The organism is Paraburkholderia caffeinilytica, assembly GCF_051027425.1.
Lineage (GTDB): Bacteria > Pseudomonadota > Gammaproteobacteria > Burkholderiales > Burkholderiaceae > Paraburkholderia > Paraburkholderia caffeinilytica_A.
In genome coordinates this window covers 3,354,168-3,366,598 of record NZ_CP186553.1, presented here as the reverse complement: position 1 = coordinate 3,366,598, position 12,431 = coordinate 3,354,168, and the positions used below count along the sequence as shown (strand labels likewise).

10 protein-coding genes and 1 pseudogene are annotated in these 12,431 nt (G+C 62.3%); 5 read left to right on the top strand and 6 right to left on the bottom strand.

Features of this window, described 5'->3' with window-relative positions:
* Window positions 1-51 precede the first annotated feature (51 nt).
* Both xylG and ACOSV0_RS35415 read left to right on the top strand, forming a co-directional pair.
* Window positions 52-1,620, top strand: coding sequence for a D-xylose ABC transporter ATP-binding protein (gene xylG / locus ACOSV0_RS35420; protein WP_434112566.1), 1,569 nt, complete (start codon window positions 52-54; stop codon window positions 1,618-1,620).
* Window positions 1,617-2,816: a sugar ABC transporter permease gene (locus ACOSV0_RS35415; RefSeq protein ID WP_434112564.1), complete on the top strand. Its 1,200-nt coding sequence runs from the start codon at window positions 1,617-1,619 to the stop codon at window positions 2,814-2,816. Before xylG ends, ACOSV0_RS35415 begins: the two co-directional genes overlap by 4 nt.
* A gap of 85 nt (window positions 2,817-2,901) precedes the next feature.
* Here ACOSV0_RS35415 and ACOSV0_RS35410 read toward each other — a convergent pair whose 3' ends face one another.
* Entirely contained in the window at window positions 2,902-4,323 is a 1,422-nt protein-coding gene (locus ACOSV0_RS35410; RefSeq protein WP_434112562.1) for an aldehyde dehydrogenase family protein, read from the bottom strand.
* A gap of 100 nt (window positions 4,324-4,423) precedes the next feature.
* On the opposite strand from ACOSV0_RS35410, the gene ACOSV0_RS35405 reads away from it, so the two are divergent.
* Entirely contained in the window at window positions 4,424-5,311 is an 888-nt protein-coding gene (locus tag ACOSV0_RS35405; RefSeq protein ID WP_434112560.1) for a LysR family transcriptional regulator, read from the top strand.
* A gap of 272 nt (window positions 5,312-5,583) precedes the next feature.
* On the opposite strand, the pseudogene ACOSV0_RS35400 reads toward ACOSV0_RS35405, so the two are convergent.
* Window positions 5,584-5,856: pseudogene (locus ACOSV0_RS35400) on the bottom strand (helix-turn-helix domain-containing protein); the annotation flags it as partial.
* The gene (locus tag ACOSV0_RS35395) at window positions 5,853-6,188 is read right to left on the bottom strand and encodes a type II toxin-antitoxin system RelE/ParE family toxin (protein WP_434112558.1); all 336 of its coding nucleotides are present in this window, start codon (window positions 6,186-6,188) and stop codon (window positions 5,853-5,855) included. The pseudogene ACOSV0_RS35400 and the gene ACOSV0_RS35395, both read right to left, overlap by 4 nt.
* Before the next feature lie 412 nt (window positions 6,189-6,600).
* Here ACOSV0_RS35395 and ACOSV0_RS35390 point away from each other — a divergent pair, with 412 nt between their 5' ends.
* Window positions 6,601-8,871: a molybdopterin cofactor-binding domain-containing protein gene (locus ACOSV0_RS35390; RefSeq protein WP_434112556.1), complete on the top strand. Its 2,271-nt coding sequence runs from the start codon at window positions 6,601-6,603 to the stop codon at window positions 8,869-8,871.
* A 26-nt stretch (window positions 8,872-8,897) separates the two neighbouring features.
* On the top strand, window positions 8,898-9,359 hold the full coding sequence (locus tag ACOSV0_RS35385) for a (2Fe-2S)-binding protein (protein WP_434112554.1): 462 nt from the start codon (window positions 8,898-8,900) through the stop codon (window positions 9,357-9,359).
* A 298-nt stretch (window positions 9,360-9,657) separates the two neighbouring features.
* Here the strand turns inward: ACOSV0_RS35385 and ACOSV0_RS35380 are convergent, their stop codons facing one another.
* The 3 genes from ACOSV0_RS35380 to ACOSV0_RS35370 are packed head-to-tail and all read right to left on the bottom strand — an operon-like array spanning window position 9,658 to window position 12,418.
* A complete protein-coding gene (locus tag ACOSV0_RS35380; RefSeq protein ID WP_434112553.1) occupies window positions 9,658-11,184 on the bottom strand; it encodes an efflux transporter outer membrane subunit in 1,527 nt (508 codons plus the stop codon).
* The gene (locus ACOSV0_RS35375) at window positions 11,181-12,212 is read right to left on the bottom strand and encodes an efflux RND transporter periplasmic adaptor subunit (RefSeq protein WP_434112552.1); all 1,032 of its coding nucleotides are present in this window, start codon (window positions 12,210-12,212) and stop codon (window positions 11,181-11,183) included. Before ACOSV0_RS35375 ends, ACOSV0_RS35380 begins: the two co-directional genes overlap by 4 nt.
* Entirely contained in the window at window positions 12,209-12,418 is a 210-nt protein-coding gene (locus ACOSV0_RS35370) for a DUF1656 domain-containing protein (RefSeq protein WP_434112550.1), read from the bottom strand. Before ACOSV0_RS35370 ends, ACOSV0_RS35375 begins: the two co-directional genes overlap by 4 nt.
* Window positions 12,419-12,431: the final 13 nt, after the last annotated feature.

Sequence of the window (12,431 nt, the reverse complement as noted above, 5' to 3'; positions counted from 1 at the left end):
ATGCGTCAGGCACATCGGCGCGACCGCGCGCCCTGCAGCGAGGCATAGCGAATGAGTGAACCATTACTGACGATGCGCGGCATCGTCAAAGCGTTTTCCGGCGTGAAGGCGCTCGACGGCATCGACCTGACCGTGTCTCCAGGCGAGTGCGTGGGCTTGTGCGGAGAGAACGGCGCGGGCAAATCGACGCTGATGAAAGTGTTGTCCGGCGTCTATCCCCACGGCACCTGGGACGGCGAAATCACCTGGGAAGGCGAACCTCTGAAAGCCGCGAGCATAAGGGACACCGAACGCGCCGGTATCATCATCATCCACCAGGAGTTGATGCTGGTGCCGGAGCTTTCGGTCGCGGAGAACATCTTTCTCGGCAACGAAATCACGCTGCCCGGCGGCAGAATGAATTATGCCGCGATGTACCAGCGCGCCGATGAATTGCTGCACGAGCTCGGCATAAGCGGAATCAACTCCGCACAACCGGTGATGAATTACGGCGGCGGCCACCAGCAGCTGATCGAGATCGCAAAGGCCCTGAACAAGCGCGCGAAACTGTTGATCCTCGATGAACCGTCGTCGTCGCTGACCGCTACGGAGATACACATTCTGTTGGACATCGTGCGCGATCTGAAGCGGCGCGGTGTCGCCTGTGTGTACATCTCGCACAAGCTCGACGAAGTAGCGGCCGTGTGCGACACGATCAGCGTGATTCGCGACGGCCGCCATGTTGCGACCGAGCCCATGCGCGCGTTGACCACCGACCGCATTATCTCCCTGATGGTGGGCCGTGAAATCAAGAACCTGTTTCCGCGGGAACCGCATCCGATCGGCGACGTGATCTTCGAAGCGCGTCACGTGACCTGTTTCGATGTCACCAATCCGCGCCGCAAGCGGGTGAACGATGTGTCGTTTGCATTGCGGCGTGGTGAGATTCTCGGCGTTGCCGGTTTGGTTGGCGCTGGACGCACGGAGCTGATGCAGGCGATTTTCGGCGCCTATCCCGGTGTGAGCGAAGCGACTGTGCTGATGGAAGGCAAGCCGCTGAAAATTCGCGCACCTGTCGACGCGATTCGTGCCGGCATCGGCATGGTGCCGGAAGACCGCAAGCGCCACGGCATCGTGCCGGGCCTGAGCGTCGGTCACAACATTACGCTGGCCGTATTGCAACGCTTCGCGAAGGGTGGCCGGATCGATTCCGCCGCCGAACTCGACACGATCCATACGGAGATGAATCGGCTATCGGTGCGCGCGGCGCATCCCATGCTCTCGATCGCGAGCCTGTCCGGTGGCAATCAGCAGAAGGCCGTGCTGACGCGCATGTTGTTGACCGACCCGAAGGTGCTGATCCTCGACGAACCGACGCGAGGTGTCGACGTTGGCGCGAAATTCGAAATCTACAAACTGATTTTTCAACTGGCCCAGCGCGGCATGTCGATCGTGATGGTGTCGTCCGAATTGCCCGAAGTGCTCGGCATCAGCGATCGCGTGCTGGTGATCGGCGAAGGCGAACTGCGAGGCGATTTCGTCAACGACGGCCTCACACAAGAGGACATTCTCAGCGCTGCAATCCGTCCTGTGCAGCGATCCCTCAACCCGAACGCATCAACCGCAGCGAGTGCCGCATGACTCCCGACGTCACTTCCCAATCCGCAGAAGGCGCCGCGCCGCGAGGCGCATTCGGCGGCACGCAGCGTATCCAGCAACTGTTCGCGCGCTACAAGATTCTCGCGTTGCTGATCGCCGTGGCCGTGATCTGGATTTTCTTCTCCTTCCTGACGCACGGCGCGTTTGTGACGCCGCGCAATCTGTCGAATCTGCTGCGGCAGATGTCGATTACCGGCATGCTCGCGTGCGGCATGGTGTTTGTGATTATCGCCGGTGAAATCGACCTGTCGGTCGGGTCGCTGCTCGGTTTGCTCGGTGGCGTGGCGGCGATTCTCGATGTGAACCGGCACTGGCCGATCGGCGTCACGGTGCCTGTGGTGATGCTGCTTGGCGTGCTCGTCGGCATGTTCAACGGATGGTGGTCGACGTACCGGCGTGTGCCGTCGTTCATTGTCGGCCTGGGCGGCATGCTGGCGTATCGCGGCATTCTGCTCGGCGTCACTGGCGGTTCGACGATTGCGCCGGTCTCGGACAGTTTCGTGTTCGTTGGCCAAGGGTATTTGCCGCGTCTTGCGGGCGATACGCTGGCGGTCGTGTTGTTTGTGGTGCTGGCGTTTCTGACGATAAGGCAGCGAAGCAACCGCGAGCGTTACAAGCTGCGGGTGGTGCCGATCTGGCAGGACGTAGTGAAGGTGGTCGGCGCGGGCGTGATTCTGGCCGGGTTTGTCGCGACGCTCGATCGTTACGGTGGGATTCCGGTGCCGGTTCTGCTGCTGCTCGCGCTGCTGGGCATTTTCACGTGGATCGCGACACAAACCGTTTTCGGGCGGCGCATCTATGCGGTGGGTTCCAACCTGGAAGCCACGCGGCTTTCCGGCGTGAATACCAATCGCGTGAAGCTGACCATCTTCGCGCTGATGGGACTGATGTGCGCGTTCGCCGGGATCGTCAATACGGCGCGGCTCGCGGCTGGTTCACCGTCGGCGGGATCGATGGGGGAACTCGATGCGATTGCCGCGTGCTTTATCGGCGGGACGTCGATGCGCGGTGGTTCCGGAACGGTCTACGGTGCGTTGATCGGCGCACTGGTGATGGCGAGTCTGGATAATGGCATGTCGATGCTGGATGTCGACGCGTACTGGCAGATGATCGTGAAGGGCAGCATTCTCGTGCTGGCCGTGTGGATCGATGTGGTGTCGGGATCGAACCGGCGATGAAACCGCAGGCGGTGCGTCATACAAATGCCGACGCACCGCCTGCTGAGCAATCAGACGCTCCCGTCCAATCAGCAGGGCGCTGTCTTTAGTTCACGCCGAGCAACGACTTCGGCTCCATGAAGGCTTCCAGCCCGAACGTGCCATATTCCCGCCCGATGCCCGATTGCTTGAAGCCGCCGAACGGTGCGGCCGGCTCGTGTGCCAACGTGTTGATCATGACGCGTCCTGCGTCGATGCGAGTGGCGACTGCGCGAGCTCGCGCTGCATCGGCCGAGAGTACGTAGGCTTGCAGCCCGTAGCTCGTGTCGTTGGCGATTGCAATCGCTTCCTCGGTATCGCGATACGTAATGATCGACAGCACCGGCCCAAAAATCTCCTCGCGGGCAATCGTCATGTCGTTGCTGACGCCGCTAAATACGGTCGGACGCACGAACCAGCCGTGCTCCACGCCTTCCGGCCGGCCCTCGCCACCGGCAATCAAGCGCGCACCTTCGCCGATGCCGATACCGATGTAGCGCTGCACGCGCTCCCACTGCTTGCGGCTGACCATCGGACCGATCTGCGTAGCCGGATCGCGCGGATCACCGGCTTGCGTGCGAGCAACTTCAACGCGCACCTTCTCTTCGAATTCCGCAAGGCGGCTCTGCGGCACGAGAATCCGCGTACCGGCGATACACGCCTGACCGCTGTTCATGAACCCTGCCTGGAGCGCCAACGGCACCGCTTCCGCGAAATCGGCGTCGTCGAGTATGACCATCGGCGATTTGCCGCCCAACTCCAACGTGACGCGTTTCAATGTCTCCGCGCCGGTGCGCAGGATCGTCTTGCCGACAGCCGTCGATCCGGTGAAGGAAATCTTCGCCACGTCCGGATGCGCGCTGATTTCCGCCCCCACCGTGTCGCCCCGGCCCGTGACGATATTGAACACGCCCGCGGGCAAGCCGGCTTCGTGCAGCGCCTCGGTAATGATGCGTGTCTGGATCGCGCTCATTTCGCTCGGCTTGATGACGGCCGTACAGCCGGCTGCAATCGCCGCAGCCAGTTTCCCGCAGATAAAGCCGCCGTTGCTATTCCACGGCGTGATCAATCCGGCGACGCCGAGCGGTTGCATGACGACGTCGGCCGTGCCGGCGCGTCGCGTGAAATCATAGGTCCGCAAGACCTTGATGACTTCCGCGAGTACGTCCGCGGGGTATTTCGCCATCCAGCGCGCGCGTGACATCGGCGCACCGTATTCCTCGACGATTGCTTCGAACAGGTCGTCTTCTCTCGCCTGAACCGCGGCGTGCATGCGTTCGAGCAGCGCGATCCGCTCTTCCTTGCTGGTGCGGGAAAACGCTGGGAAGGCGCGTTTGGCGGCTGCGATCGCGCGGCGGGCGTCTTCCGCGTCGGCCAGACGCACCTTGCCGATCACCGTTTCCTTAGCCGGGTTGTGAAGATCGAACCACTCTTCGCCGTGCGGCGTGACGAACGCGCCGTCGATATAAACCTTGTCGATTTGTTGCATGAAAGCTCCTACCCAGGAAGTTGTTGCCTCAAAGATAGGTCCAATGGATTAAGCCGACTAGCCATATAATCAAGGATGATTCGTTGAGCAGGATGGGATAATGAAGACGCCTGGTTTGAGCGAACTGGAAGGCGTGCTTGCGGTGGCGCGCCATCGCAGTTTCCGCGCAGCGGCGACGGAGCTTGGCGTGTCGACTTCGGCGCTGAGCCATGCGATTGCGGCGTTGGAGGCGCGCATCGGCGTGCGGCTCTTTAATCGGACCACGCGCAGCGTGTCGTTGTCCGAAGCGGGCGCGCAATTCGTCGACAGTGTGGCGCCGGCGTTGTCGACCATCCGCGTGGCCATCGAGCAGGCCGGCAGCTTTCGCGACACGCCGGCGGGCACGCTGCGCATCAATACATCGACGGGCGCGGCGCGGCAAGTGATGCCTGTACTGCTGGAATACCTTAGGCGTTATCCGGAGATGAAGCTGGATCTCGTCACCGAGGGGCGCATGATCGACATCGTGGTGGAGGGCTTCGATGCCGGCATTCGGTTGGCTGAGATTGTGCCGCAAGACATGATCGCGGTGCCGTTCAACCTGCCGCAGCGTTTTGCAGTCGTTGGGAGTCCCGCCTATTTCGCCGAAAATCCGAAGCCGCGCAAGCCGGACGATCTGCGTGCACACCGCTGTATCCGCATGCGCTTGCCGAGCGGGCGTATTTATCACTGGGAGTTCGAGCGGCGCGGTCAGGCAATCAGCGTGGATGTGCAGGGCATGCTGACGCTCGACGAGCCGCTGCTCATCATGGAGGCGGTCCGCGAGGGCTTCGGGCTGGCGTACATGACCGAATGGAATGTGGCGGCGGATCTGGAAGCGGGCACGCTGCAGCGAGTGCTGGAAGATTGGACGCCGGCGTTTGATGGATTGTGTCTTTACTATCCTGGGCGGCGCCATGTGCCGGCAGGGTTGCGGGCGTTGATTGAGATGATTCGGGAGGGCAGGTGAATTTGGGGGCGTTGGGTTGTATTTAGTACTTGGGTATCTAGTGACAAACATGCGGCCTTGACGGACAAGACAATGTTCAGGCTCTAGCGCCTGCCCCGATGAGTCACTGGTCAGCGAGGATGCGCGATAGCTGCGCCGTCTTTCTTACTGCGTCGGGCTGGTGCCTTAGCTGCGGCCTTCTTTGCCGCCACCGGATCTTTGGCCGGTAGTGTCGGCTTCTTGCGTGCTGCCGTCTTGACGCTCGCGACGCCGGCACCGCGCTTCGCGGGTGTGTCCGACACGCGCATCTCGATACGCATATTCGCCGCTGCCGCCATATTGACCAATGCATCGAGCGCGAACAGGTTGATCTTGCCACGCATGAGGTCAGACACGCGCGGCTGGGTGACGCTGAAATGCCTGGCAGCTTCTGCCTGACTCATTCCGGCACGGGTGATATGGTCTTTGAGCGCGATCATCAGGACCGATCGAAGCTTCATGTTTTGCGCCTGTTCTGGCGTATCTTCGATTGCGTCCCAGACGCTGGAAAATGTTTGGTTGCTCATGGCTTAACCTCTTTCAATTCACGGTAGCGCGCGGTGGCTAGATCAAGATCAGTTTTGCTGGTCTTCTGCGTCTTTTTCTGGAAGCAATGAAGCACATAAACCGCGTCGGCGAATTTGGCCAGGTAGATGATCCGGAATGCGCCGTTCACATCTCGAATCCGGATTTCCCGCACCCCTGGGCCTATCGTGTTCACTGGTTTCCAATCGTCGGGATTTCGACCGCGCTGCACTTGATCGAGTTGATGGCCTGCGTCACGCCGAGCCGGGAGCGGGAATTCGCGCAAGTCGTCCAGTGCGCTACCGCAAAACCTCAATGGTTTCGCATCGATCATATTGGATTATACAAAAATTTGTATGAATGGAAAGCCGGCTTAGCCGGGAAGCCGTTGTTTATATCCCGGATGTATGGGGTGTGAGGGGCGTGTATGGACTCCATTTGCGGTCGATCAACTATGTCGCCGTCGGCGGAATACGCCGTGTCTTGCCCATGCGCAGATTGGCGAAGTTGCATTGCAGCGTGTCGCCGCGTGACAAATGACGTTTAATGAAACAACACGCGGTTTGTGCCCTGCGTTTGTAGCTTCCACCGCTCTCGTCCGTACCTGCGGCACCGAATGACTTAAACATCCGAATTTAAGTCGCACACTCACTCGCACGTCTTACTACTGTTCTGATGTACTAACCCCGGCGGTGCCCACGCCGTTCCAACGTCACCGCCACCGTGCAAGCTGATCGAGCCATACGATGTTAAAGCGCAGAACCTTCCTGCTAGGCGGCGCCGGCGCGCTCGGTGCGCTGCTGGTCGGCTGGTCGGTGCTGCCGCCGGGGCAGCGTCTGACTCCCGCTACGCCGCTGCCGGCTGAAGGCAACCAGGCCGCGCTCAACGGCTGGGTCAAAATCGCCGCGGACAACACCGTGACGATCGTGATGTGCAAAGCGGAAATGGGGCAGGGGATCCACACCGGTCTCGCCATGCTGCTGGCCGAAGAACTCGACGCCGACTGGTCGCAGGTTCGCGTGGAAAACTCGCCGATCGACAAGATCTACAACAGCGTGCAGAACGTCGTCGACGATCTGCCGTTTCGTCCCGACGACGACAGCACCGTGAAGCACGCCACGGTCTGGATGACCCGCAAGCTGGTGCGCGACGCCGGCACGATGATGACGGGCGGTTCATCGAGCATCAACGATCTATGGACACCGATGCGCGAAGCCGGCGCCTCGGCGCGCGCGATGCTGATCGGCGCGGCGGCGGCGCAATGGAAGGTGCCGTCCAGCGAATGCCGCACGGAAGGCGGCTACGTACTGCACGCTTCGGGCCACAAGGCGAGCTTCGGCGAACTGTCCACGATGGCCGCGCAGCAACCGCTGCCGCGCAAGGTTGCGCTGAAAGATCCCGCGGACTTCAAACTGATCGGCAAACCGATGCGACGCATCGAAGCCGCGTCGAAAATCAACGGCACGGCGCGCTTCGGCATTGACGCGCTACCCGACGGACTCATCTACGCAAGCGTGGTGATGTGCCCCATCTTAGGCGGTACCGTGGCGCATTTCGACGCCTCGCCTGCCAGGAACATGCCCGGCTTCATCAAGGCGTTTTCGCTGAAACCCTACGCTGGCGGCAGCGGCGCCGTCGCGGTCATCGCGGACAATCCCTTCCGCGCGATGAACGCGGTCAGCGCGATCAACGTGACATGGAACGACGGCCCCGCAGCCGCGCTGTCGAGCGCGAGTGTGGACGCCCAGCTCGCGCAAGCACTGGACGACAGCGACGGCCACGCCTATTACCATCGCGGCGACGTCGACGCCGCATTGAGCCGCGCGGCGCGAACCCTTACCGCCGAGTACCACGCGCCGTATCTCGCGCATGGCGCGGTCGAGCCGGTGAACTGCACGGTGCAGGTCGCTGACGGCGCGGCCACCGTTTGGGTCTCCACGCAGATGCCGGCTCTCGCGCGGCTGCACGTCGCGAAAGTGTTGAACATCGATGCCGGCAAGGTCGACGTGCAGGCACAACTGCTCGGCGGTGCTTTCGGGCGCCGTCTCGAGCTCGATTTCATCGCGCAGGCTGCGGCGATTGCGCGCGAGGGCGGCGGCCGTCCGGTGCAAACAATCTGGTCGCGGGCGCAGGACTTTACTCACGATTTCTATCGTCCGGCGTGCGTGTCGCGACTGAAGGCCGGTTTCGACAAAGACAATCAACTGGTCGCGTGGCACGCCACTTCAGCGAGTCAGGCGATCGTGCCGGAAGCGCTAGCGCGTTACTACGGTGTGCCGCGCATTCCCATCGACAAAACGACCTGCGAAGGCGCGTTCGATCAGCCCTACGAATGGCCCGCCGCGCGCGTGGCGCACAAGATCGTCGAGTTGCCGGTGCCGGTTGGGTTCTGGCGGTCGGTCGGGCATTCGCATCAAGCGTTTTTCACGGAGGGTTTTACCGACGAACTCGCCGTAGCCGCCGGTCAGGACCCGATTGCGTTTCGCGCGGCGCTGCTCGCGCAGCATCCGCGTCATCTGGCGGTGTTGAAGCGCGTGGCGGCCTTGTCGGATTGGGCGCATCCCATAGCGCGTGCCGCAGACGGCACAAAGCGGGCACGCGGCGTCGCGCTGCACGAGGCGTTCGGCAGTGTCGTCGCGCAGGTGGTGGAGGTATCGGTTGGCGCCGGCAAACAGATCCGCGTGCATCGCGTGGTCTGCGTGATCGACTGTGGACTGCCGGTGAATCCCAACCTGATTCGTCAGCAGATGGAGAGCGGCATCGTGTTTGGCCTCTCGACAGCATTGCAGGACGAAATCACCATCACCGGCGGGCAGGTGACACAGAAGAATTTCGTCGATTTCCCCGTCGTGCGGATGAACGATTGTCCGCTGATCGAAACCGACATCATGCCGAGCCAGATGCACCCGCAGGGCGTCGGCGAAGTGGGTGTGCCGCCGGTCGCGCCGGCGGTGGCCAACGCAGTGTTTGCGCTGACTGGACAGCGCTTGCGCGCGTTGCCGTTGAGGCTCGCGTGAAACGCGCCGGATTGACGGAGAAGAACATGGGATCGCTGAACATCAACGGCCGGGCAGTGGCCGTGCAAGCCGAACCGGACATGCCGCTTCTGTGGGTGTTGCGCTGCGACCTCGGCATGACCGGCACCAAGTTCGGCTGCGGCGTGGGCATTTGCGGCGCGTGCACGATTCATCTGGACGGCAAGGCGGGTCTCGCCTGCCAGACGCTTATGTCGAGCTTGCACGCACAGAAGATCACGACCATCGAAGGCGTGCAGGGTGCCGAAGCGCAAGCGCTGAAAGCGGCATGGATCGATCTGGACGTGGTGCAGTGCGGTTATTGCCAGAGCGCGCAACTGATGGCCGCCTGCGCGCTGCTCAAGCAGAAACCCAATCCCACCGATGCCGACATCGACGCGGCGATGTCCAACATCGTGTGCCGTTGCGGCACGTATCCGAGGGTTCGGGCCGCGATTCATCTGGCGGCCGCGAAACGTCGGCCCGCTTAGGGCCGACAACGCTGCGGCAGGTGCGGGAACCTGCGTAAGCCGATCACTCGCCAGTCATGAGCCAGTGACGAGGAGCTTGTGACGGCCCACCGGGCTCAGTTCGCCAGCATCTCCACAACCGCGACAACTACCGTAAAAACGCCGATACAGCCGCCCAGTGTGGCTGCGCCTTGCATGAATTGCGACATACGTGACCCCGTAACGTGTGGTGTTGAGGCTCGTATTTAACCTGAATTGAAAGGCAAAAGAAAGCTTGTCAATAATAGCGATTTACCCGGATGAGGCGAAGCGACGAGGTTTAGGGCGCTTTGGCCGCCGCCGTCGGCATCGCTTTAGCCGGTGCGGTAGCAGCAGAAGTCGTAGCGTTAGGCAACGCCGCTGCCGGCGCCGTCTGCGCATCCGTCTCCCATCCACCGCCAAGTGCGAGGAACAGATTGACCTGATCGATTGCCACCTGGCCTTCCGCGGCCGCGACTTGAGATTTCGTCGATGTCAGCGTGCGGGTCGCGTCCAGATCCGAAATGAACGACTCGCGTCCGGCGCGGTACAGCCGATGCGTTTCATCCGCCGATTCGCTGGCTGACTTCAACGCGGCACGCAAAGCATCGGCGCGGGCATAGTCGGACGCATAGGTCGCGAGGCTGGTTTCGGTTTCGCGCAACGCGGTCAACACCACGCCGTCGAATTTCGCGAGCGCCACGTTGCTCGACGCTTCAGCCTCGCGCACACGGCCTCGCGCGCCATTGGTGGGGAAGGTCCAACTGATTAGCGGACCGAAGCCCCAGCGCGCCGTCGGCGACGTGCCAAGGTCTTCCAGGACCCCCGTCAAGCCCGCCGATGCACCGATGCTCACCGTCGGATACAACGCGCCCGTTGCCACGCCGATTCGCGCCGTCGAAGCCGCCAGTTGACGCTCGGCTTCGCGCACGTCCGGGCGGCGTTTGAGCAGCGCAGCGCCGTCGCCGACCGGAATCGGTTGACGGATCTGCGGCAGCTTGCTGCACGCCAGAACCGCGGGCGGCAAATCGGACGGTGCACGGGCGAGCAGCGCCGCGAGCCGGTATTGAGCGATCTGTCGACGCGCCGTGTAGCGCGGAATATCCGCTGCCAGGGTGTCGACCTGAGTTTGCCCGCGCGTCACGTCAGGCTGATTGCCACGACCCGCGTCACGCAAACGGCGCGACACGTCCACCCGCTGTTTCTGCAATGCCAGTGACTGCTGCGCGATCCTGAGTTCCTCGGCGGCCGAGCATTGGTCGACATACGAGCGTACTACGTCTGCAACCACGGTGATCCGCGCGAGATCGCCGGCTGCCTGGACGGATTCCGTATCGGCCGCCGCCGCTTCGACACCACGCCGCAGCTTGCCGAACAGATCGATTTCGTACGAGATGCTGATACCGATGTCGCCTTCATTGACGACCGGCAGTTTCTCGGTAAGCAGGTACTGCTCGGCCGATTCCTGCGCCCGTTCGATAAGCGCTGAGGTCTTGCCGGAGAACCCGCCTTGCGCCTGCGCAACACCCAGCGCTTCGCGCGAACGCGCGAGGTTCGCCGCTGCGACGCGCAAGTCGGTATTCGATTGCAGCGCTTCGTCGACGAGGCTGTTCAGCACGGGATCGTCGTAGAGTTTCCACCAGACCTCGGGCACGTTCTGCCGCGTGGTCAGTTTGGCATCGGCGCCTTCGATCGGTGCATTGGCAAGCGGTGCGTTGATCAGCGCCTGCTTCGGCAGCGAGTAGTTGGGACCGACGTTCATGCAACCGTTGAGCGCGACGGCTAAAGGTAACAGCGGCAATAAGGGCAGGGCGCGCGACAGCTTCATTGCGAGGCGCCCGAAATAACCGCAGCCGACGCCGGTTGCCTGGCAGAAGCAGCCGAGGCAGCCGGAACAGCGGATGTAGCCGAGGCCGTAGCCGCCGTCGAAGCCGCTGACGCATCCACAACACCCGACGCACCGGCAGCCGGATGCTTCTTGCCGTTCGGCGACAGATCGCGCACCGACACTGTCGCGGTGCGTCCGGCGATCATGCGGAAGTCGGCCGGGACTTCGTCGAGTGCGACCCGCACCGGAATCCGTTGCGCGAGCCGCACCCAGCTGAACGCCGGGTTCACGTTCGGCAGCAGATTCGACCCTTGCGTGCGGTCGCGATCTTCAATCCCCGCGACGATGCTTTGCACGTGCCCGCGCAGCACGTTCGGCTCGCCCATCACCTGGATATCGACCGCCTGGCCGATGTCGATGCCGCGCATCTTGGTCTCTTCGAAATAACCGTCGACGCGGAACGAATGCATATCCACCACCGCCACCACTGCGCGGCCCGCGGAGACGAATTCGCCGGTACGCGGCGCGCGGTCGTTCAGATAACCGTCGACCGGGCTCACGATGGTCGTGCGTTGCAGATTCAGCTTGGCGGTATCGATTGCGACGTTCGCGTCGGCGAGCGCGGCCTCTGCCGTTTCGACGCGCGAGCGGCTTTCTTCGGCGACTTCCGCCGCGACGAGGTTGCCGAGCTGACGGTTACGCGCGTCTTCGCGGCGCGCCTGATCGAGCGTGGCGCGCCGCTGCAGCGCGGTGGCCTCCGCCTGGCGCAACGCGAGTGCATAGCGGGCCTGATCGATCACGAACAGCACCTGGCCTTGCTTGACCTGCTGGTTGTCCACCACCTCGACCGATGAAATCAGCCCCGAGATATCCGGCGCCACCTGGATCACATCGGCGCGCACGTGTCCGTCGCGAGTCCACGGCGCGAACATGTAATACGCGACCAGTTTCCACAGCACGAAGGCTGCAACCACGACGACGACCAGGGTCAGCAGAATTTGACCGACGGAGAACCAGGTTTTTTTCACGTTATTAGTCTGTGCGAAACGACGACGACAAGGCCCAGCACCAGCACATAGATGCCGAGATCGAAGATGGAACGGTGCCAGACGAAGCGGTAGAAGCCGATGCGTGCGAACACCGTGCGAATGGCCAGGTTGATCAGATAGGCGATCAACATCAGCACGAGCACAGCCGGCACGAACACGCCGAAGATATCGATTTCACCGATCATCGCGGGAACTGGC